The organism is Streptomyces sp. NPDC052301 (assembly GCF_044593395.1).
GTDB lineage: Bacteria > Actinomycetota > Actinomycetes > Streptomycetales > Streptomycetaceae > Streptomyces.
The window spans coordinates 171749-193574 of the sequence record NZ_JBIUBE010000008.1; the positions used below are offsets into that span (position 1 = coordinate 171749).

The window sequence follows — 21826 nt, forward strand, 5'->3', positions numbered from 1 at the left end:
TCCGGGAGCGGGACGAGCGAGCTCGACCGGCCCGGGATGCCCAGCAGTGCCGAGCCGTGGGACACGAGGCCGGCGCAGTGGCCGGCCGGGGAGCAGGACGGGGAGGCCACCTCGCCTGCTGCGGTCCCCGTGGACGGTCCTTGGTTCTCGGTCACGTCGGACCTTGCCGACGACCCGCTCGATGTGCCTACCGGACGGCACGACCCCGAGACGGCGTCCGGGCCCGCACTCCCCGGCGCCCGCCGGGACCCTGGACCGGCCGCTGCAGGCGTCGTGACGGACCCCGCACCGGACCGGAGACGTGCCGCACCCCGGCGGGGAACCGTCGACCCGGTGAAAGCCCTGCTGCACCGGCACCGAGAGCTGTGCGAGCGGGCCGTGGACCCACTGGAGATCGCCGCCGGGCTGGAGGCGCACGGGGTCACCGACCGGACAGCCGCCCGCTTCCGGCACCGTGACGTCTTCTCGCTCGCCGAGGAGCTGTACGCGCGCGTGCCGCACGGCGGTGAACCGTGCCCCGAGCCGGTGGCCCCGCCGGTGCCCGGGATCCGCGCCGACTGGGTGCTGCTCACTCTGCTGCCCGGCGTCCTCGCCGCCGCCACCGCGGCCGGACTCCGCCTGACCCACGGCCAGCCCCGCCTGCTGACGGCCCTCGGTGGCCTCCTCGCCGTAGCCCTCGCCACGCGCGCGGCACTGCGGCGCGGCCCCCTCGCGCGCCCGACCGGCACGCACGCGTGGCACGCGGCGAGCGGCACGCGCGCGTGGACGCTCTGGCTGCTCGGGTACGCCCTCTTCGGCGACGGCCTGCTCCGGGCCGTGCTGGATGCCGGTCCCGACGCCCTGCCGACCGGCACTCCGGACGGCTCCTGGCCCACGGCCACCGCACCCGCCCTTGCCCTCGTCCTGGCCTGCGCCCCCGCGGCCTGGTGCGCCCACCTGCTCACCGCCGGCGCCCGCCGCAGACTCGCCGGCAGCCGGGGCCTCAAGGACTTCACGGCCGCCGCCGGACCGCTGCTGTTCGGCACGTTCACCCTGTTCCTGGGCGCGCTCACCGCACTGCTCCTGCTGTGCGGCACCGTCCTGCACGAACCGGCGGCCTGCCCCCAGGCACTCACCCTGGGCGCCCTGCTCCTGCTCGCGCGGCTGCACGTCGTGCACCACCACCGGCGCGCCCCCGCCCTCACCCTCGGCGCCGCGGCGGCCACGGAGGCGGCGGCCGTCGCCCTGCCCCTGGCCGGCCGGCTGCCCGGCTGCGCCGTCCTCGGCACTCCCGTCGAGACGCTCGTCGATGCCTGGGGCGAGGCGGCCGTCCCCACCCTGGCCTGCGGTGCCGCGGCCCTGGCCCTGCTGCTGCACGCCGGCCGCACGCTCACCCGGGCGTCGGCCCACGCGCCCACGGGAACACCCGAGTGACCCTTCGGGCACCGACCCGACCCACCGCCGTAGGCAACCGCATCACCCCTGTTGAAGGAGAACGCCAGATGACCACCTCCCGACCCGGAGCGCCCGGAGCCGCCGGAGCCGCCGGAGCGGCCGCCGGAGCCTTCGCCCAGGCCGGTTCCACCGGCGCGCACATCCCGGGAGCCGCGCGATGAGGGTCCTGCTGATCGGAGCCAACGGCTACCTCGGCCGCTTCGTCGCCGACCGCCTGCTCGCCGACCCGGCCGTCCAGCTCACCGCGCTCGGCCGCGGCGACGACGCCGACGTCCGCTTCGACCTCGCCAGCGGCAGCCCGGGCGCGCTCACCCGCTTCCTCGACGCGGTCCACCCCGGAGTCGTCATCAACTGCGCGGGCGCCACCCGCGGTGGCGCCCGCGAACTCACCCGGCACAACACCGTCGCCGTCGCCACCGTCTGCGAGGCCCTGCGCCGCAGCGGCTGCGGAGCCCGGCTGGTGCAGATCGGGTGCAGCGCCGAGTACGGCCCGAGCCAGCCCGGCTCCTCCACCGCCGAGGACGCCGTACCGCGCCCCGGCGGCCCGTACGGCGTCAGCAAGCTCGCCGCGACCGAACTGGTCCTCGGCTCCGGCCTGGACGCCGTCGTGCTGCGCGTCTTCTCGCCCGCCGGACCGGGCACGCCGGCCGGCTCCCCGCTCGGCCGGCTCGCCGAGGCCATGCGCCGTGCCATGCAGTCCGGCGACGGCGAGCTCAAGCTCGGCGGACTCGGCGTCCAGCGCGACTTCGTGGACGTACGCGACGTCGCGCGCGCCGTGCACGCCGCCTCGCTCTCCGCCGCGCAGGGCGTCATCAACATCGGCTCCGGCCGCGCCGTCCGCCTCCGCGACGCCGCCGCCGTCCTCGCGCGCGTGGCCGGCTACGGCGGTGCCCTGCACGAACTCGACGCCCCGCCCGGACCGCTGCGCGGCACCATCGGCCACCCCCGCGGCGACTCCGACCACGCGGCACCGGTGGCGTACCCGTACCCGGACGGCTGCGGCAGTTGGCAGCAGGCGGACGTGCGCACCGCGCGCGACCGGCTCGGCTGGCGGCCCCGCATCAATCTCGAGGAGTCCCTCGCCGACATCTGGATGGAGGCGGCATGCCGCATCTGACCAGCGCCACCGCGGGCACCACGAGCACCGGCGTCCGTACCGCGCTCGGGATCCCCGGCTTCGCGCACCCGCTCGTCGCCCCCGCCCAGTGGGCCGAACTCGCCCGCCCCGGCACCCCCCTGGACTGGGTGGTCCTCGACGTGGCCGCGGGACCCGGCACCCGCCCCGACCCGCACTGTCTGGAGGCCGCGGGCCGGCTGCGGGCCGCTGGCGTCCGCGTACTCGGCCACCTCGACCTCACCCACGGCACCCGCGGCTCGGCGGACCTCCTCGTCGACGCGCACCGCCACCTCGACTGGTACCGCGCCGACGGTTTCCTGCTGGACCGCTGCCCCAGCGAACGCACCGCGCTCCCCGAGGTCCGCCGCGCGATCACGGCGCTCCGGACGATCGGTGACACGGCCCACATCGTCCTCGGGCACGGCACCCACCCGCACCCGGGCTACGCCGAGAACGCCGACCAGCTGGTGACCTTCCGCGGCCCCTGGTCCGACTACCGCTTCTCGCAGGCCGCCGAGTGGACCGCCGACTATCCGCCCGACCGCTTCTGCCACTTCGTGCACGGAGTGCCCCAGGGCCATCTGGACGAGGCGCTGCGCATCGCGCGCTGGCAGGGCGCGGCGACGATCTACTTCACGGACCACACCGACGGCGGCGGCCGCCTGGACCCCTGGGAGACGATGCCCGGCTACTGGGACGACATCGTCTCGCGTATCGGACCAGGTGTCTCGGAATGAAGAAGGCCGTGGCAGTGTTACGAGGAGAACAACTGTAGTGATCGACCGACCAACGGAGTCCCCGTGTCGCTGCCACCCCTGGTCGAGCCAGCATCTGAGCTCACCGTAGACGAGGTCCGCCGGTACTCCCGCCACCTGATCATCCCCGACGTGGGCATGGACGGGCAGAAGCGGCTGAAGAACGCCAAGGTGCTCTGTGTGGGCGCCGGCGGCCTGGGCTCGCCGGCGCTGATGTACCTGGCCGCCGCGGGCGTGGGCACCCTCGGCATCGTGGAGTTCGACGAGGTCGACGAGTCGAACCTGCAGCGCCAGATCATCCACAGCCAGTCCGACATCGGCCGCTCGAAGGCCGAGTCCGCCCGTGACACCGTCAAGGGCATCAACCCGTACGTGAACGTGATCCTTCACGAGGAGCGGCTCGAGGCCGACAACGTGATGGACATCTTCAGCCAGTACGACCTGATCATCGACGGTACGGACAACTTCGCGACCCGCTACCTGGTCAACGACGCGTGCGTGCTGCTGAACAAGCCGTACGTGTGGGGCTCGATCTACCGCTTCGACGGCCAGGCGTCCGTCTTCTGGTCCGAGCACGGCCCCTGCTACCGCTGCCTCTACCCGGAGCCGCCGCCCCCCGGCATGGTTCCCTCCTGCGCCGAGGGCGGTGTCCTGGGCGTGCTGTGCGCGTCCATCGGCTCCATCCAGGTCAACGAGGCGATCAAGCTTCTCGCGGGCATCGGCGAGCCGCTGGTCGGCCGCCTGATGATCTACGACGCCCTGGAGATGACGTACCGCCAGGTCAAGGTCCGCAAGGACCCCGACTGCGCGGTCTGCGGCGAGAACCCGACCGTCACCGAGCTCATCGACTACGAGGCCTTCTGCGGCGTCGTCTCCGAGGAGGCCCAGGAGGCCGCCGCCGGTTCGACGATCACTCCGAAGCAGCTCAAGGAGTGGATCGACGACGGTGAGAACATCGAGATCATCGACGTCCGCGAGCCGAACGAGTACGAGATCGTCTCCATCCCGGGCGCCAAGCTGATCCCGAAGAACGAGTTCCTCATGGGCACCGCTCTGGAGTCCCTGCCGCAGGACAAGAAGATCGTCCTGCATTGCAAGACGGGTGTCCGCAGTGCGGAAGTCCTGGCCGTCCTGAAGTCCGCCGGCTTCGCCGACGCGGTCCATGTGGGCGGCGGCGTGATCGGCTGGGTCAACCAGATCGAACCGCAGAAGCCGGTCTACTGACCGCCCCTCGCGCCACCCGGCACGACTGACGAGGCCCACGGCTCTGACCAGCTCAGACGCCGTGGGCCTCGAGCGTTGCCGGAGGCGGGTCCTCAGTCATCCGCGGTCATGACGGCGCCCGTCACGAGCAGACCTTGCCGTCCTTCGGCACCGTGCCGTCGAGCAGGTAGGCGTCGACCGTCGAGTCGACGCAGTCGCTGCCGTTGCCGTACGCGCCGTGCCCCTCGCCCTTCCAGGTGAGTTCCACACCGACGCCCTTGCCCAGCTCGTCGGCCATCCTTCGGGCGCCCTCGTACGGGGTCGCGGGGTCACCGGTGTTGCCGACCAGCAGGATCGGGGCCGCGCCTGCTGCGCCGACCTGCGGGGTGTCGAACTGCCCCGGCACCGGCCAGTCGTGGCACCAGCCGGCCGTGTCCCAGCCCAGGTAGTCCCCGAACACCGGCGAGATCCGCTCGAACTCCGCCAGCCGCTTCTTCGTCTCGGCGAGCGTGGGCCGCGCCTTGTCGTCCAGACACGAGATGACCCGCTGGGAGTGGGACATCGTGCCGTAGTGGCCCGCGGAGTCCCGTTCGTTGTAGTCGTCGGCGAGTGCCAGCAGCTGAGAACCGTCGCCGCTCTCCGCGGAGTTGAGCGCAGAGGTGAGCCGGGGCCAGCTGGACTCGCTGTACAGCGGCAGGACGATCCCGGTGACCGCGAGTGTCTGGGTCAGCTTCCGCCCGGACGAGGTGGGCAGCGGTTTCGTGTCGATCCGCTTCAGCAGGGCCGCGATCCGCCGCGAGCCCCGTGCGGCGTCCTGGCCGGTGGACTTCAGGTAGTCGTCCAGCGCCCGTTGGAAACCGCGGGTCTGGTTCTCGGCGTGGCCCACCGTGTCCGCGGTCGGGTCGACCACCGCGTCGAGGATCACGCGGCCCACCCGCCGGGGGAACAGGTGGGCGTAGACGCCGCCGAGTTCGGTGCCGTAGGAGATGCCGAAGTAGTGCATCCGCGTGTCACCGAGGACCTGGCGCATCAGGTCCATGTCGCGGGCGGTGTCGGTGGTGGAGGCGTGGGCGAGCAGTGGCCCGGCGGCCTTCTGGCAGCCCCTGCCGAAGTCGGCGGCGTCCTGGAGGTACGCCTTCTCCTCGGCCGGCGTGTCCGGGGTGGCGTCCACGTCCTCGGCGGCCTCGATCTGCCGGTCGCTGCGGCAGCGGACGCCCTCGCTCGCACCGACTCCGCGCGGGTCCCAGCTCACCAGGTCGTACCGCTCGTGCAGCCGGGAGACGGTGGTCGCGTAGTACGGCATCATCGACACCCCCGAGCCGCCGGGGCCGCCGAAGTTGAACAGCAGCGAGCCGATGCGGTCGCCGCCGGTGGCGCGGGCGCGGATCAGCGCGAGGCCGATCGTCCTGCCGTCCGGCTCGGACCAGTCCAGCGGCACCTTCAGTGTCGCGCACCGCCAGTCGTCGCTCGGAGCCCCGGAGCCCCCGGTCGCCGTGCAGCGGTGCCAGTCGAGGCGCTGTGCGGTGAGGGAGGCGGGCAGCTCCGGCGTCGACGGCGCAGCCGACGAGGGAACCGTCCTCTTCCCCTTGCCCTCGTTTCCGTCTGTGCCCCGGCCGGACGAGCCGCCGCCGCAGCCGGCCACCAGCAGCGCCGCGGCCACGGCGGCCGTCCAGCGCAGGAACCGCATCATGCGTACCCCCCTCGCAGGCCCGCCGCGTCGGTGCCGCGCCGGGCGTTCCCGCCATGGTAGGCACAGCGCGCCGATCCCGTGGCGGCCTGTGGATAACCGCCTGACCTGCGGATCCGATGAGGGTTCGTCGGGTTCAGGAGCAGACCGTGCCGGCCTTGGGCTCCTTGCCGTCCAGCAGGTAGCCGTTCACCGCGCTCTGCACGCACCGGTTCTTGCTGTCGTACGCGCCGTGCCCCTGGCCCTTGTACGTCAGCTCGACGGCGACGCTCTTGCCGAGCGCGTCCACCATCTTCTTCGCCCCCTCGTACGGGGTGGCCGGGTCGCCGGTGTTGCCGACGACGAGGATGGGGGCCGAGCCCGGTGCGCTGACGTCGGGATGGTCGGCCGCGCCCGGCACGGGCCAGTCGGTGCAGCTGACCATGCCCCAGGCCAGGTAGTCACCGAACAGCGGGGAGGCGGCCCGGAACTCGGGCAGTTTCTGCTGGACGTAGTCCGCGCCGTACCGCGGCTTCTCGTCGGCGCAGTTGATGGCGATGTTGGCCGCGGTGAGGTTGCTGTACTCACCGTTCTCGCTGCGGCCGTTCATCGAGTCGGACAGCATCATGAGGATCTTGCCGTCGCCGTCGTACGCCTGCTCCAGGCCCTCGGTGAGGTACTCCCAGAAGTCCTTGGAGTACAGGGACTGCGCGATGCCGTTGGTCGCGGCGGTCTGGGTGAGCTGGCGCGGGAAGATGCCGGAGATCGGTTTCTTCTCCAGGTCGCTCAGCAGTTTCGCGATGCGGTTCTTGACGTCCTGCGGGGTGTCCCCGAGCGGGCACTGCGTCTTCTTCGACGTGCAGTCCTCGGCGAAGTTGTCCAGCGCGAGCTGGAAGCCCTTGGCCTGGCCGAGCGCGCTCTGCTCGGGGTTCTGCGTGGGGTCGACGACGGCGTCGAGCACGGCCCGGCCGACGTGCTTGGGGAACAGGTGGGCGTAGACGCCGCCGAGTTCGGTGCCGTAGGAGATGCCGAAGTAGTGCAGTTTGGCGTCGCCGAGGACCTGGCGCATCAGGTCCATGTCGCGGGCCGCGTCCGTGGTGCGCACCTGCGGCAGGATCTTCTTGGAGTTCTTCTCGCAGGCGGCGTTGAACTGCTTTGTCCGGTTGAGCAGTTGGGTGCGCTCGGCGCTGTCGTCGGGCGTCGCGTCCTGCTGGAAGTAGTCGTCCAGCTGGGCGTCGCTCTCGCACTCCACCGGCGCGCTGCGACCGACCCCGCGCGGGTCGAAGCTGACCAGGTCGTAGCGGGTGCGCAGCGCGGCGTAGTCCTCGCCGAACGCGGGCAGCGTGGTGACGCCGCTGCCGCCGGGGCCGCCGAAGTTGAACACGAGCGAGCCGATCCGCTTGCTCGCGGGGCCGCTGGCCTTGGCGCGGATCAGGGCGATGTCGATCGTGTCGCCCTTCGGCTTGCCCCAGTCCAGGGGTGCCCGCATGGTGGCGCACTGCCACGGTGTGCCGTTCGGCAGCGGGGACGGGGAGCTGCCGCCGCCCTCGGCCTCGGACGGCGCCGGGCAGTCCTTCCAGTCCAGCTTCTGCGCCGTGAGGTCCCCGTCCTTGGGGCCCTCGTCGCCGCATCCGGCCAGCAGGGCGGAGACCAGCACGGCGGCGGTGGTCAGGGCGGCAGTGCGCAGCCGGATCGGGTTCGCCATGCTCCCATCCTGGAGGCGCACTCGCCGCTGCGCGCGCCGGGCGCGGGCCGTACGAGGTACGACCGCGGGCGCCCACGCGCGCGTGGTCCTACAGGGCTCCCTTGCGGGTGAGGTGGTTGAAGGCCAGCCAGCCCGGCAGCACCGGCAGCCACAGGGTCAGCAGCCGGAACAGCAGCACGGCCGGGGCGGCGACCTCCTTGGGCAGGCCGAAGGCGATCAGGCCGAGCGTCAGGCTCGCCTCCACCGCGCCGACGCCGCCCGGGGTGGGCGCCGCGGAGCCGAGCGCGTTGCCGGCGAGGAAGACGACGGCGACGCTGGCGATGCTCAGCGAGGTCGAGCCGTCCCCGAACGCCCGCACCGAGGCGTCCAGGCACATCACGAAGCAGGCCGTCAGCAGCAGCATGCCGCCGATGCCGGTGACGAGCTTCTGCGGCCGCTGCAGCACGTCGAGCATGCGCGGGACGACACCGGCGAACAGCGACCGCACGCGCGTGACGACGAATTTCCGCATGAACGGCACCGAGGTCACCACGAGCACCAGCACCGCAACGGTCAGCAGGCCGGCGATGACCGTCCGGGACGGCGACAGCGAGGGGGTCTTCTCGGTGCCGGTCAGGTAGCCGAAGGACAGCAGCATCAGGATGTGGCAGCCGAGCCCGAACAGCTGCGACGCTCCGACGCTCGCCACCGCGAGCCCCGCGCGCACGCCGGCGCGCTGCAGGAAGCGCGTGTTGAGGGCGACACCGCCGACCGCGGCGGGCGCCACGATCTTCACGAAGGACCCGGCGACCTGGGCCGCCACCGTCCTCAGGAACGGCACCCGCTCCGGCACGAATCCCAGCAGCGCCATCGCCGCGGCGACATAGCTGAGCGCGGAGAACGCCACCGCGGCGAGCACCCAGCCCCACTGGGCCTGGGAGAACAGTGTGCCGAACTCGATGTGGGTGAGCTGCGTCAGCAGGTAGTACGCGCCGATCGCACCCGCGATGAAGCTGATGAGCGTGCGCGGCCGCACCCGTTCCAGCCGGGCCGGTTCCACGGGGGCCTGCGGTCTGATCAGCAGCACCTCGTGCCGGATCTGGCTGAGCAGATCCTCCTCGCGGGCCTCGTCGAGGGCTTCGTCGATGGCCCGCCGCTCCGCGCGCTGCTCGGCGCGGACCGTCTTCTTGTCAGGCTTCTCGAGGGCGGCCCCGCTGGCCTCCGACTCCTCCTCGAGGCGGGCCTGCTTGGCCTGCCGGGACGCCTCCAGGACCGCTTCGCGTTCGCGCTGGGCGCGCTCCCGGGCCAGCCGGCGCAGCGTCGCGCGCGTGGAGCGCGTCAGCGCGATCGGCTGCAGCATCGGCAGGCAGTCGGCCACCGCGTCGGGGCCGAGCACGCCGACCGCCGACACCACCGCACGCTCGGCGCCCACGCGGAGGGCGAGCGTGGTGACCAGCTGGGCCACGTCCATGCGCAGCAACAGGTCACCGGCCGCGATCTCGCCGCCGCGCAGCTCGGTGAGGATCACCCTGCCGGAACGATCCACCAGGATGGCGTCACCGGCGAGCCTGCGGTGGGCGATGCGGCGCGACTGCAGCGCCTGCACCTGCTGCCAGGTGTGGCGCAGCAGCTCGTCGGTGATCTCGTCGTCGGCCAGCGAGTCCAGGGTGCGCCCGCCGGTGTGCTCGTAGACGAGCATCACGGCGTCGGGGCCCAGCTCGGAGGTGGCGATCAGCTTGGGCGCGTTGGCGCCCGCCGCGATCGCCGCGTACGCCAGCAGCGCCTCCTGCTCCAGCGCCTGGCGCAGTGACTGGAGGCTGGAGCGGGTGGCGAAGCCGCGCAGGGTCAGATTGCGCCACGCACGGTAGAAGAAGCCCTGGGCCTGCTGTTCCCGGTCGACGACCGTGACGTCCAGCGGCGGGCCGTCCTCCAGGGTGACGAAGTAGCGCCGGCCGCGGTCGCCGTTCTCCGTCTCGACGACCTCCTCGCGGGCCGCGCTGACGGGGCGGAAGCCGACGTGCCTGAGGCCCGCCATCAGGGTCTGCCCGGTCGGGCGGACGTTCGGGGAGCCGACCGCGTACAGGGTGCCGTAGGCGATCGTCCAGCCGATCAGCACCGTCAGGATGATCGAGAAGGGCGTCGTGTAACCGGTCACCAGCATCGAGAACGCGTCGAGCAGCAGCACGATCCACAGCACCGCGCGCCATCGGGGTCTGCGCGACATGCCGACGGCTGTCATGTATGCGATCACAGGTGCCAGATAGCCGTGCACCGGGTCGGTCAGCGCGTGGATGTCGCCGGGCGACGGCTGGGTGAGCGCCTCCTGGATCGAGCCGGGGGCGGCCCGGGCGACCCACAGGTCCGTGGCGAGGGTCACTCCGTGGGCGAGGACGGCCGCGAGGACGCCGTCGGCGATCCGCAGCCCGTCCCGTTTGATCAGCCGCTCGATGGCGAAGGCGACCGGGACGAGGAGGATCGCGATGCTGGAGGCCAGGCCCGCGATCTTGATGAGCAGGTCGGGGGCCTGCCCGGTGCCCTTGTTGATGTCCTGTTCGAGGCCTGAGGTGGTGCCGTGGGCGAACGCGGCGATCGCCAGCAGGACGATGATCGCGAGGACGCCCACCAGGAGCCGCATGAGGTCGGAGGGGCGGTGCACGCGCGCGGGGAGCAGCGGTTCGTCGCCCTCCACCTCCTCGGCGTGGGGGTCGTCACCCGGGTGGTGGTCCGAGGGCGTGCTCTCAGGGATGTGCGCCCCCTCGGTGTCGTCGCTGCCGTGCTCACGCGCGCGTGAGCCGTCGTCTGCACGCGGACCGTTGCCTTTCGACTCGGCGCCGTCCTTGTGCGGACCGGTGTCTTCCCGGTGCGCGTCGCTGTCGCTCCGGCCCGCGGGGGCGGCGCCGGGGCGTGCGGTGGCGTCAGGGGTGCCCGCCGCGTCGTCGGGGTGCACGCCCTGCTGCTTCATGGTCTCTTCTTGGTCTCGTATCACCAGTCACCGCCTGCACGATGGTGGCATGCCCCACCGACACACGCGGCCATCAGGGTGCGGATGCGCGGGCGCACAGTCTGCCGGAAGCGCCGCCCGGGTGCGAGAGGAGCGCTCCTCGCAGCGCGCACGCCGCGTTGTCGGCGGGGTGCGGCAGGATGGGGTGAATGAGCGAGCAGAGCCGTGCCGAGAACACCCGTGAGGAGCGCGCGGACGCACTGCCGGAGTACGCCGAGCGGGTCCTCGAGGCCGCCGAGAACATCCCGCCGGGGCGGGTCATGACGTACGGCGATGTCGCCGAGTGGCTCGAGGAGGGCGGACCGCGCCAGGTCGGCCGGGTGATGGCCCTCTACGGAGGCGCGGTCCCGTGGTGGCGCGTCGTCCGCGCGGACGGGGCGCTGCTGCCCGGGCACGAGCTGCGCGCGCTCGACCACTACCGTGCGGAGGGCACGCCGCTGAAGGAGGCGGGCAGGAGCGCCGAGGGCCACCTGCCACGGCTCGACATGCGGCGGGCCCGCTGGGACGGCGGGGCGGACGTGAGGGGGCACACCTGACAGCTTCCGCCATCGGAGGCCACCGGGGGGCACCCGTGGCCCGTACGGGGGACAGGGGGGACTTCCGGGGCATGCCGTACGTTCGTGGGGTGTGGGGCTCGCGTGGCGCGAGCGCCGCGAGGGAAGAAGCGGAAGCCCTGCTTCCATCCGGAGCGGCGGCGTAGCGTCGCCTGCGCGTGTCCCCCTCACCCCGCGGTCACCGCCTCGCACGCGTGACCGCCCGCCCACCAGCACAACCACCAGGACCGGCCGACCACGTGAGCTCCCCTTCCTCCACCAGGCGCCTGCCGCACCCCGTGCGGCGGGGGAGCCGTGGCGCTTACCGACTGGTCCGTACCCCGCCGGCCACCGTGGATCCCCCTCGTCTGGACGCGGCGCAGCGCGTCGTGGTTGACCATGCGACCGGACCCCTGCTCGTCCTCGCCGGCCCCGGCACCGGCAAGACCACCACCCTGATCGAGTCGGTGGCCGCCCGGATCGCCCGGGGCGCCGACCCCGAGCGCATCCTGGTGCTGACGTTCAGCCGCAAGGCCGCCCTCGACCTGCGCGACCGCATGGCCCTGCGCATCGGCGCCGCCCGCGCGCCGCGCGCCACCACGTTCCACTCGTACGGCTACGCCCTGGTCCGCGCCCACCAGGACAGCAGCCTGTTCGCCGAGCCGCTGCGCCTGCTGTCCGGCCCCGAGCAGGACGTCACCGTCCGTGAGCTGCTGGCCGGCCAGCCGGAGCTGCAGCGGCTCGGCCTGGCGCATGTGCGCTGGCCGGACGATCTGCGCGCCTGCCTGACCACACGAGGCTTCGCCGACGAGGTCCGCGCCGTCCTCGCGCGCAGCCGCGAGCTGGGGCTCGGCCCGGACGCCCTGGACGCCTTCGCCCGCCGCATCGGCCGCCCGGACTGGCGGGCCGCCGCCGGGTTCCTCGCCGAATACCTCGACGTCCTCGACCTGCAGGGCGTGATCGACTACGCCGAACTGGTCCACCGCGCGGTCCTGCTCGCCCACCGTCCCGACGTGGCCGCACAGCTCGCCGCCCAGTACGACGCGGTGTACGTCGACGAGTACCAGGACACCGATCCCGCCCAGGTACGACTGCTGCACGCCCTGGCCGGCGGTGGCCGCACCCTGGTCGCGTTCGGTGACCCGGACCAGTCGATCTACACGTTCCGGGGTGCCGACGTGAACGGCATCCTCGACTTCCCGGTGGCCTTCCCGCGCGCGGACGGCCGTCCCGCACCCGTCGAGGTGCTGCGCACCTCCCGCCGCTCCGGCGCCGCCCTGCTGGCCGCGACCCGCCTGATCACCCAGCGCATGCCGCTGCCCCGGCTGCCCGCCGACAAGGTCCGCGCCCACCGCGAGCCGGCCGCGGTCCGGGACGGCGGCCGCGTGGAGGCGTACACCTACCCGACGTCCGGTACGGAACTGGACAACATCGCGGACATCCTGCGCCGCGCGCACCTGGAGGACGGGGTCCCCTGGAGCGACATGGCCGTCCTGGTCCGCGCCGGATCCCGCAGCCTCCCGTCCGTCCGCCGCGCCCTCACCTCGGCCGGTGTCCCGCTGGACATCGACGGCGACGACCTGCCCCTGCGTCACGAGCCGGCCGTCGCACCCCTCCTGACCGCCCTGCGCGCGGTGGCCACGGCCGAGGCACAGGGGCGTGCGGAGGCGCCCGGCGCGATCGACGTCGTCGAGGGAGAAGCGGCCCCGGACGAAACCGTCACCGAAGATGTTGCGGAAACCCCGGAGAAAGCGGGACCGGTCCCCGAGGAAGCGGAACCGGTCCCCGAGGAAGCGGAACCGGTCCCCGAGGAAGCGGAACCGGCCGCGCAGGACACCCCCGCCGAGGACGCCGTCGAGCGCGCCCCCGGCACCTCATGGCTCGACACCGAGACCGCCCTCACCCTTCTGGCCTCCCCCCTGGCCGGCATGGACACCGCAGACCTGCGCCGCCTCGGGCGCGCCCTGCGCGACGAGGAGCGGGCGGCGGGGAACCCGGTGCCGCCCCCGTCCGACGAACTGCTCGCGCGGGCTCTCGCCGAACCCGAGCGCCTCGCCGTGCACGACCCGGCGTACGCCCGCGGCGCACAGCGCCTCGGCGCGCTGCTCCGCACGGCCCGCGAGCGCCTCGCGAGCGGCGGTACTGCCGAGGAGGCGCTGTGGGACCTGTGGGAAGGCACCCCGTGGCCCACGCGCCTGGAGCGGGCCGCCCGGCGCGGCGGCGCGGCCGGCCGCAACGCCGACCGCGACCTGGACGCCGTCTGCGCGCTGTTCGCCACCGCCGCGCGCGCGGAGGAGCGCATCGGGGGCCGTGGCGCCCTGAACTTCCTGGAGGAGATCGAGGCCGAGGACATCGCCGCCGACACGCTCACGCGCCGCGCCGTACGCCCTGACGCCGTACGCCTGATGACCGCGCACCGCTCGAAGGGGATGGAGTGGCGGCTCGTCGTCGTCGCCGGCGTCCAGGAGGGGCTCTGGCCCGACCTGCGCCGCCGCGGCTCGCTGCTGGAGGCCGACCGCATCGGCCGCGACGGACTTGCCGAACCGCTCACCCCGGGCGCGCTGCTCGCCGAGGAGCGCCGGCTGTTCTACGTCGCCGCCACGCGCGCGCGGGAACGCCTCGTCGTCACCGCGGTGAAGGCCCCCGCCGACGACGGCGACCAGCCCTCCCGGTTCCTGACCGAGCTGGGTGTCGAGCCGAAGGACGTCACCGGCCGCCCCCGGCGCCCGCTGGCCGTGGCCGCGCTCGTCGCCGAGCTGCGCGCCACCACGGTCGACCCGCGCGCGTCCGCCGCGCTGCGCCAGGCCGCCGCCCGCCGGCTGGCCCGGCTCGCCGCGCTCGCCGACGAGGACGGCCGCCCGCTGGTGCCCTCCGCGCATCCCTACCGCTGGTGGGGCATGTTCGACCCCACCGAGAGCAAGGTGCCGCTGCGCCATCGGGACCAGCCCGTCGTGCTCTCCGGCAGCGCCCTCGACCAGCTCGCCAACACCTGTGCGCTGCAGTGGTTCCTGGGCCGCGAGGTGAAGGCCGACGCCCCCGCCACCGCGGCACAGGGCTTCGGCAACGTCGTCCACGTCCTCGCCGACGAGGTCGCCTCCGGCCGCACCCCGGCCGACCTGGACGTCCTCATGGAACGCCTGGACTCGGTGTGGAACGCGCTCGCCTTCGACGCGCCCTGGAAGTCGCAGCAGGAGAAGGACAACGCGCGCGTGGCGCTCGAACGCTTCCTGAACTGGCATGTGCTGGACCGCGCCGGGCGCACCCCGGTGGCCAGCGAGCAGGATTTCGACGTCACCCTGGGGGCGGGCGACTACCAGGTCCGCATCCGCGGCCAGATGGACCGCGTGGAGACGGACGGAGAGGGCCGCGCCTACGTCGTGGACTTCAAGACCGGCAAGCAGGCGCCCAGCGCCGCCGAGGTGGCCCGCCACCCGCAGCTCGCCGTCTACCAGCTCGCCGTCCGCGAAGGCGCCGTCGACACCGCCTTCGACGGCGTACGTCCCGAGCCCGGCGGCGCCGAACTGGTGCACCTCAGACAGGGCGCCGCCAAACGCGACGGAGGCGAGACCCTGCCCAAGGCGCAGGCCCAGGAGGCGCTGTCGGGGGAGTGGGTCGGCGAGCTGCTCGCCACCGCCGCCGGGAAGGTCCTCGACGAGCGGTTCACCCCGAGCGCCGGCCAGCACTGCACGCACTGCGCCTTCCGCGCCTCGTGCAGCGCGCGGCCCGAGGGGCGGCACGTGGTCGAGTGAGCCACCGCCGGGAGCGGAGTGACGTACGGCACCACAGGTGTTGACCTGCGCTTCTTCTTCTCCGAGCGGTCGAATCGTCCTCGACTGTCAGTGCCCGCCGCTAGCCTCTTTCGACATGTCCGCCCGTATCACCGACCCCGAGCAGCTCAGAGAGCTCCTCGGCATCCCTTTCACCCCGGAGCAGACGGCCTGCATCACGGCGCCGCCCGCCCCGCAGGTGATCGTGGCCGGAGCCGGATCGGGCAAGACCACCGTGATGGCGGCCCGCGTGGTCTGGCTCGTCGGCACCGGGCAGGTCGCCCCGGAACAGGTCCTCGGCCTGACCTTCACCAACAAGGCCGCGGGCGAGCTCTCCGAACGCGTCCGCAAGGCACTGGTCAAGGCCGGGGTGACCGACCCGGAGGTCATCGACCCCGACAACCCGCCCGGCGAGCCGGTGATCTCCACCTACCACGCCTTCGCCGGCCGCCTGCTCACCGACCACGGCCTTCGCCTCGGCCTGGAGCCCACCTCCCGCCTGCTCGCCGACGCCACCCGCTACCAGCTCGCCGCACGCGTGCTGCGCGAGGCCCCGGGCCCCTACCCGGCGCTGACCCGCTCCTTCGCCGACCTCGTCAGCGACCTGCTCGCCCTCGACTCCGAACTCGCCGAACACCTCGTCGACCCCGAGGAACTGCGCGCCTGGGACGCCGACCTGCTGCACACCCTGCGGGCCGCCAAGCTCACCAACGCCGACCTGCGCAAGGTCCCCGAGACTGCCACCGCCCGCCGCGAACTGGCCGGGCTCGTCCAGCGCTACCGGGCCGCCAAGCGCGAGCGCGACCTGCTCGACTTCGGCGACCAGATCGCCCTGTCCGCCCGCCTCGCCGGCATCCCCGAGGTGGGCCGCCTGCTGCGCGAGGAATTCCGCGTGGTGCTCCTCGACGAGTACCAGGACACCTCCGTGGCCCAGCGCGTCCTGCTCGCGGGCCTGTTCGGCGGCGGCACCGGCCACCCGGTGACCGCCGTGGGCGACCCCTGCCAGGCCATCTACGGCTGGCGCGGCGCCTCGGTCGCCAACCTGGACGACTTCCCCGCGCACTTCGCCCGCCCCGACGGCCGCCCCGCCACCCGGCAGGCCCTCAGCGAGAACCGCCGCAGCGGTGGCCGCCTCCTCGACCTCGCCAACGGCCTCGCCGAGCCGCTGCGCGCCATGCACGCGGGCGTGGAGGCCCTCCGCCCGGCCCCCGGAGCCGAGCGCGACGGCACCGTCCGCTGCGCCCTGCTGCGCACCCACGCCGAGGAGATCGACTGGATCGCCGACTCCGTCGCCCACCTCGTGCGCACCGGCACGGCTCCCGGCGAGATCGCCGTGCTGTGCCGCACCGCCACCGATTTCGCCGAGATCCAGGGCGCCCTCGTGGCCCGCGACCTCCCCGTCGAGGTCGTCGGCCTCTCCGGTCTGCTGCATCTGCCGGAGATCGCCGACCTGGTCGCCGTCTGCGAGGTGCTCCAGGACCCCGGCGCCAACGCCTCCCTGGTGCGCCTGCTGACCGGACCGCGCTGGCGCATCGGCCCCCGCGACCTCGCCCTGCTCGGCCGGCGCGCCCGCCTGCTCGTCGCCCACGCGGGCGGGGACGACACCGACGACCCGGACCGACGGCTCGCCGCGGCCGTCGAGGGGGTCGACCCGGCCGAGGTGATATCGCTGGCCGACGCCCTCGACACCTTCCTCGAAACACCCATGGAGGGCGGCTACGAGGACGGCGCCGACGACGGCCTGCCGTTCTCCCCGGACGCGCGCGTGCGCTTCGCCCGGCTCGCCGCGGAACTGCGCGACCTGCGCCGCTCGCTGGCCGACCCGCTGATGGACGTCCTGCACAGGGTCCTGACGGTCACCGGCCTGGAGGTGGAACTGTCCGCGTCCCCGCACGCCCTGGCCGCCCGCCGCCGCGAGACCCTGTCCAACTTCCTGGACGTCGCCGCCTCCTTCGCGGCGAGCGACGGCGAGGCCACCCTGCTCGCCTTCCTCGGATTCCTGCGCACCGCCGCCCAGTACGAGAAGGGCCTGGACAACGCCCTGCCCGGCGGCGAGAACACCGTCAAGGTGCTCACCGCGCACAAGTCCAAGGGCCTGGAGTGGGACGTCGTGGCCGTCCCCGGGCTGGTCGACGGCACCTTCCCCAGCGCCCAGGGCCGCGAGAAGTGGACCGCCCAGGCCAAGGTGGTGCCGCACGCCCTGCGCGGCGACACCGACACCCTGCCCGACGTCGCCAGCTGGGACGCGCGCGGTATGAAGGCCTTCCACGAGGCCATGAAGGACCACCAGCACACCGAGGAACTCCGCCTCGGCTACGTCACCTTCACCCGTCCCCGTTCCCTGCTGCTCGGCTCCGGCCACTGGTGGGGACCCAGCCAGAAGAAGAAGCGCGGCCCCTCCGACTTCCTCCAGGCCCTGTACGACCACTGCGCGGCCGGACACGGCGAGATCGATGCCTGGGCGGACGAGCCCGCGGAGGACGAGGAGAACCCGGCCCTGCACACGGCCGGCGCCGACCAGGTGTGGCCGCTCCCGCTGGACGCCGCCGCCCTGGCCCGCCGCCGCGCGGCCGCCGAGACCGTCCTGGCCCACCTGGACGCCCTGGCCGCCGGCGACACCGGCCGGCCGCCCGCCGTCCACGATCCCGGCACCCTCGACGACCCCGACTGGCCCGCACCGCCGCCGTACGAGGACGACGGGTACGAGGCGGAACCGTACGAAGCGGGGCCCTACGAAGAGGAGCCGTACGAGGGCGAGCTCGAGGGCACGGACCCGTACAGCGGGGAGCCGCCGTACCGGTCCCGCCCCGAGGACGCCGACGATCCCGACGCATGGGACTCCTGGAGCACCGAGCGGCCGACCGTCCCCCACCAAGCACCCGCGCCCGGCGCACGCGCCCCCCGCGCCCCCGCCGCCCCGGCGCCCGGGAATTCCCTCACCCCCGAGGAGGCCCGCACCATCGCCTCCTGGGACCGTGACCTGGACGCCCTCACCGGAGAGCTGCTGCGGGCGCGCCGGACCGTCACCGACGTCCCCCTGCCCGCCGCGCTCACCGCGACCCAGTTGCTGCTTCTCGCCCAGGACCCGGACGGGCTCGCGCAGGAGCTCGCGCGCCCCATGCCACGCCCGCCGCAACCGGCCGCGCGCCGAGGCACCCGGTTCCACGCCTGGGTCGAAGCCCGTTTCGAGGAACTGACGCTCCCCCTGCTGGAACCGGACGAGCTGCCCGGAAGCGACGCCGAGATCGCCGACGAACAGGACCTGGACGCTCTGAAGGAGGCCTTCGAACGCACCGAGTACGCCCGGCGCACTCCGTACCGCGTCGAGGCGCCCTTCCAGCTCACGCTGGCCGGCCGCGTCGTACGGGGCCGCATCGACGCCGTCTACAGAAACGGCGAGGGCGACGGGGCGACGTACGAGATCGTCGACTGGAAGACCAGCCGCACCCGCACCGCCGACCCCCTGCAGCTCGCCGTGTACCGGCTGGCCTGGGCCGAGCAGCAGGGGGTGCCGCCCGAGTCGGTCACGGCCGCGTTCCTGTACGTGCGCACCGGCGAGGTCGTACGACCGCGGGACCTGCCGGACCGGCCCGCGCTGGAGCGGATCCTCACGGACGACACGGAAGACTCCGAAACGGCACACCAGGCGCTCTGAGTGTGACGAACCGCCCGCCGAGGATGTCGGCACGGGCCGATAGGCTCGTGAGCATGAGCCAGACCCCGGACAGCGCCGTCCGCACGTACATCGAGCAGCACCGCGCCGCCTTCCTCGACGACCTCGCCGCATGGCTGCGCATCCCCTCCGTGTCGGCCCAGCCCGACCACGCGCCCGATGTACGGCGCAGCGCCGACTGGCTCGCCGCCGCCCTCAGGGAGACCGGCTTCCCGACCGCCGAGGTCTGGCAGACGCCGGGCGCCCCGGCCGTCTTCGCCGAGTGGCCCTCCGGCGACCCAGCGGCACCCACCGTCCTGGTCTACGGTCACCACGACGTACAGCCCGCCGCCCGCGAGGACGGCTGGGACAGCGACCCCTTCGAGCCGGTCGTCCGCGGAAACCGCCTCTACGCGCGCGGGGCCGCCGACGACAAGGGGCAGGTGTTCTTCCACACACTCGGCGTCCGCGCCCACCTCGCCGCCACCGGCCGCACCGCCCCCGCGGTCAACCTGAAGCTGCTCGTCGAGGGCGAGGAGGAGTCAGGCTCGCCGCACTTCCGGGCCCTCGTGGAGGACCGTGCGGGACGGCTCGCCGCCGACGCCGTGATCGTCTCCGACACCGGCATGTGGTCCGAGGACACCCCGACCGTGTGCACCGGCATGCGCGGCCTCGCCGAGTGCGAGATCCGGCTCCACGGCCCCGACCAGGACATCCACTCCGGCTCCTTCGGCGGCGCCGTACCGAACCCGGCCACCGCCGCCGCCCGCCTGGTCGCCGCCCTCCACGACGAGCACGCGCGCGTGGCGGTCCCCGGCTTCTACGACGGCATCGTCGAGCTCACCGACCGCGAGCGCGAGCTGTTCGCCGAGCTCCCCTTCGACGAGCAGCGCTGGCTGACCACCGCCAAGTCCTACGCCACCCACGGCGAGGCCGGGCACACCACCCTGGAGCGCATCTGGGCCCGCCCGACCGCCGAGGTCAACGGCATCGGCGGCGGCTACCAGGGCCCCGGCAGCAAGACGATCATCCCGTCGTCCGCCGTGGTGAAACTGTCCTTCCGGCTGGTCGCGGGCCAGGACCCCGACCACATCGAGAAGGCCGTCCGTGCCTGGGCCGACGAGCAGGTGCCCGCCGGGATCCGGCACGAGATCGTCTTCGGCGCCGCCACGCGGCCGTGCCTGACCCCGCTCGACCACCCCGCCCTGCAGTCCGTGGTCCGCGCCATGGGCCGTGCCTTCCAGTCACCGGTCCGCTTCACCCGCGAGGGCGGCTCCGGGCCCGCCGCCGACCTCCAGGAAGTACTCGGCGCTCCCGTGCTCTTCCTGGGGATCTCCGTCCCCTCCGACGGCTGGCACGCCCCCGACGAGAAGGTCGAGCTGGACCTCCTCCTCAAGGGCGTCGAGACCAGCGCCTACCTGTGGGGCGACCTGGCCGAACACTGGCGCCCAGCGCCCTGACCGGGCGGCGTCCTACGGACGGGCACCGCGCGCGGGGCACACTGGAAAGACCGCCCCGCGCGCCCCCTCCGAGACCGCTGCCCTCCCGCCCCACGTCCTGCCGAACCGCCCGTCGAACCGAACCGCTGCCCTGGGGGAGTTGGAAGCACCCGTGACCACTTGGACCGACGACACAGCCGATCGACCCATCTCGCTCACCGCCCCGAGCGGCATCGACCGCGCCGCCCACCACCGGCTCGACGAGGCCTGGCTCGCGGCGGCGTGGAGCCACCCCTCGACCCGCTGCTTCGTGGTCTCCGGCGGCCAGGTGCTCATCGACGAGACGCCCGACGGCCGCACCGAGCTCGTCATGACCCCCTCCTTCGAGGCCCCGCTCACCGAGGCGCACCGCTACTTCCTCGGCATCGACGACGACGGCGTCAGTTACTTCGCGCTCCAGAAGGACGCACTGCCCGGCCGTATCGACCAGTCCGCACGCCCGGCGGGGCTGCGGGAGGCCGGCCTGCTGCTGTCGCCGCGCGACGCCGGGCTCATGGTGCACGCGGTCGGCCTGGAGAACTGGCAGCGCACCCACCGCTTCTGCTCCCGCTGCGGCGAGCGCACGGTGATCGCCGCCGCCGGACACATCCGCCGCTGCCCCGCCTGCGGCGGAGAGCACTACCCGCGCACCGACCCCGCCGTGATCATGGCTGTCACCGACGCGGACGACCGCATCCTGCTCGGCCGCCAGGTCCACTGGCCCGAGGGCCGCTTCTCCACGCTCGCCGGCTTCGTCGAGCCCGGTGAGTCCATCGAGCAGGCGGTGCGCCGAGAGGTGTCCGAGGAGGTCGGCGTCGCCGTCGGCCCGGTGGAGTACGTGGCCAGCCAGCCCTGGCCCTTCCCGTCCAGTCTGATGCTCGGCTTCATGGCCCGTGCCACCTCGACCGACATCGACGTCGACGGGGACGAGATCCACGAGGCCCGCTGGTTCTCCCGCGAGGAGCTGCACGAGGCCTTCGACTCCGGCGAGGTCCTGCCGCCCTACGGCATCTCCATCGCCGCCCGCCTGATCGAGATGTGGTACGGCAAGCCCCTGCCGACGCGCAGCTTCGTCTGAGGCCTCACCCGTGGCCGGTGATCCGTACTGGAATCACAACGTCCACCACCGTGCCGTGCCGGCCGCCGTCCCCGACGGCTGCCGCACGGTTGTGGGTGCCGAGGGCGGCCTTGTCCTGCCGCTGCGGTCTCCCGGGGCACACAAAGCCCCCGACCAGCGTCAGGCCGGTCGGGGGCTGCGTCTCGGGAGGGTCAGACGCCGAGCGCCTGCTTCACCTGGGCAAGGCTCGGGTTCGTCATGACGACCTCGATGCCACCGTTGGAGGGAACTACCTGAACGGTCGGGACGGTCTGGTTTCCGCCGTTCGCCTTCTCCACGAACGCGGCGGAATCGGGGTCCTGCTCGATGTTGATCTCGGTGTAGGCGATGCCCTCCCGGTCCAGCTGGCTCTTCAGCCGCCGGCAGTAGCCGCACCACGTCGTGCTGTACATCGTCACAGTGCCCTGCATGTCTCTCGC

At 73.3% G+C, this 21826-nt stretch carries 13 protein-coding genes; 9 read left to right on the forward strand and 4 right to left on the reverse strand.

Going from position 1 to position 21826, the window contains the following annotated elements; translation table 11 throughout:
* Positions 1-36: 36 nt before the first annotated feature.
* The 4 genes from ACIHEJ_RS23640 to moeZ all read left to right on the forward strand — a co-directional run bounded on the left by ACIHEJ_RS23640 (position 37) and on the right by moeZ (position 4530).
* The gene (locus tag ACIHEJ_RS23640; RefSeq protein WP_400138871.1) at positions 37-1413 is read left to right on the forward strand and encodes a hypothetical protein; all 1377 of its coding nucleotides are present in this window, start codon (positions 37-39) and stop codon (positions 1411-1413) included.
* Positions 1414-1591: 178 nt separating this feature from the next.
* Positions 1592-2551, forward strand: a complete 960-nt coding sequence (locus ACIHEJ_RS23645; protein ID WP_400138458.1) for an NAD-dependent epimerase/dehydratase family protein — start codon at positions 1592-1594, stop codon at positions 2549-2551.
* Positions 2539-3288, forward strand: coding sequence for a spherulation-specific family 4 protein (locus ACIHEJ_RS23650; RefSeq protein WP_400138459.1), 750 nt, complete (start codon positions 2539-2541; stop codon positions 3286-3288). Before ACIHEJ_RS23645 ends, ACIHEJ_RS23650 begins: the two co-directional genes overlap by 13 nt.
* Positions 3289-3351: 63 nt before the next feature.
* Positions 3352-4530: an adenylyltransferase/sulfurtransferase MoeZ gene (gene moeZ / locus ACIHEJ_RS23655; RefSeq protein ID WP_400138460.1), complete on the forward strand. Its 1179-nt coding sequence runs from the start codon at positions 3352-3354 to the stop codon at positions 4528-4530.
* Positions 4531-4651: 121 nt separating this feature from the next.
* On the opposite strand, the gene ACIHEJ_RS23660 is transcribed toward moeZ, so the two are convergent.
* The 3 genes from ACIHEJ_RS23660 to ACIHEJ_RS23670 all read right to left on the reverse strand — a co-directional run bounded on the left by ACIHEJ_RS23660 (position 4652) and on the right by ACIHEJ_RS23670 (position 10821).
* Positions 4652-6199 (reverse strand): alpha/beta hydrolase, encoded by a 1548-nt coding sequence (locus ACIHEJ_RS23660; protein ID WP_400138461.1) that lies wholly within the window; start codon positions 6197-6199, stop codon positions 4652-4654.
* Between the two features lie 133 nt (positions 6200-6332).
* Complete coding sequence (locus ACIHEJ_RS23665; protein ID WP_400138462.1) at positions 6333-7880, reverse strand: alpha/beta hydrolase; 1548 nt, start codon at positions 7878-7880, stop codon at positions 6333-6335.
* Positions 7881-7968: 88 nt separating this feature from the next.
* Positions 7969-10821, reverse strand: a complete 2853-nt coding sequence (locus tag ACIHEJ_RS23670) for a lysylphosphatidylglycerol synthase domain-containing protein (RefSeq protein ID WP_400138463.1) — start codon at positions 10819-10821, stop codon at positions 7969-7971.
* A gap of 188 nt (positions 10822-11009) precedes the next feature.
* Here ACIHEJ_RS23670 and ACIHEJ_RS23675 point away from each other — a divergent pair, with 188 nt between their 5' ends.
* The 5 genes from ACIHEJ_RS23675 to nudC all read left to right on the forward strand — a co-directional run bounded on the left by ACIHEJ_RS23675 (position 11010) and on the right by nudC (position 21368).
* Complete coding sequence (locus ACIHEJ_RS23675; RefSeq protein ID WP_400138464.1) at positions 11010-11396, forward strand: MGMT family protein; 387 nt, start codon at positions 11010-11012, stop codon at positions 11394-11396.
* Positions 11397-11653: 257 nt separating this feature from the next.
* Positions 11654-15142: an ATP-dependent helicase gene (locus ACIHEJ_RS23680; protein WP_400138465.1), complete on the forward strand. Its 3489-nt coding sequence runs from the start codon at positions 11654-11656 to the stop codon at positions 15140-15142.
* A gap of 115 nt (positions 15143-15257) precedes the next feature.
* Positions 15258-18815, forward strand: coding sequence for a UvrD-helicase domain-containing protein (locus ACIHEJ_RS23685; RefSeq protein WP_400138466.1), 3558 nt, complete (start codon positions 15258-15260; stop codon positions 18813-18815).
* Between the two features lie 53 nt (positions 18816-18868).
* Positions 18869-20272 carry a dipeptidase gene (locus ACIHEJ_RS23690; RefSeq protein ID WP_400138467.1) on the forward strand — a complete coding sequence of 468 codons (1404 nt, stop codon included), beginning with the start codon at positions 18869-18871 and terminating at the stop codon, positions 20270-20272.
* 151 nt (positions 20273-20423) lie between these two features.
* Positions 20424-21368, forward strand: coding sequence for an NAD(+) diphosphatase (gene nudC / locus ACIHEJ_RS23695; RefSeq protein WP_400138468.1), 945 nt, complete (start codon positions 20424-20426; stop codon positions 21366-21368).
* A 191-nt stretch (positions 21369-21559) separates the two neighbouring features.
* On the opposite strand, the gene ACIHEJ_RS23700 is transcribed toward nudC, so the two are convergent.
* Complete coding sequence (locus ACIHEJ_RS23700) at positions 21560-21817, reverse strand: mycoredoxin (protein ID WP_400138469.1); 258 nt, start codon at positions 21815-21817, stop codon at positions 21560-21562.
* Between the last annotated feature and the right edge of the window lie 9 nt (positions 21818-21826).

Coding starts and splice junctions, on each gene's coding strand:
- ACIHEJ_RS23665 (WP_400138462.1), bottom strand. CDS start 7,880: ATGGCGAACCCGATCCGGCTGCGCACTGCCGCCCTGACCACCGCCGCC.
- ACIHEJ_RS23690 (WP_400138467.1), top strand. CDS start 18,869: ATGAGCCAGACCCCGGACAGCGCCGTCCGCACGTACATCGAGCAGCAC.
- ACIHEJ_RS23675 (WP_400138464.1), top strand. CDS start 11,010: ATGAGCGAGCAGAGCCGTGCCGAGAACACCCGTGAGGAGCGCGCGGAC.
- ACIHEJ_RS23660 (WP_400138461.1), bottom strand. CDS start 6,199: ATGATGCGGTTCCTGCGCTGGACGGCCGCCGTGGCCGCGGCGCTGCTG.
- ACIHEJ_RS23685 (WP_400138466.1), top strand. CDS start 15,258: ATGTCCGCCCGTATCACCGACCCCGAGCAGCTCAGAGAGCTCCTCGGC.
- ACIHEJ_RS23650 (WP_400138459.1), top strand. CDS start 2,539: ATGCCGCATCTGACCAGCGCCACCGCGGGCACCACGAGCACCGGCGTC.
- ACIHEJ_RS23670 (WP_400138463.1), bottom strand. CDS start 10,821: ATGAAGCAGCAGGGCGTGCACCCCGACGACGCGGCGGGCACCCCTGAC.
- ACIHEJ_RS23645 (WP_400138458.1), top strand. CDS start 1,592: ATGAGGGTCCTGCTGATCGGAGCCAACGGCTACCTCGGCCGCTTCGTC.
- ACIHEJ_RS23700 (WP_400138469.1), bottom strand. CDS start 21,817: ATGCAGGGCACTGTGACGATGTACAGCACGACGTGGTGCGGCTACTGC.
- ACIHEJ_RS23640 (WP_400138871.1), top strand. CDS start 37: ATGCCCAGCAGTGCCGAGCCGTGGGACACGAGGCCGGCGCAGTGGCCG.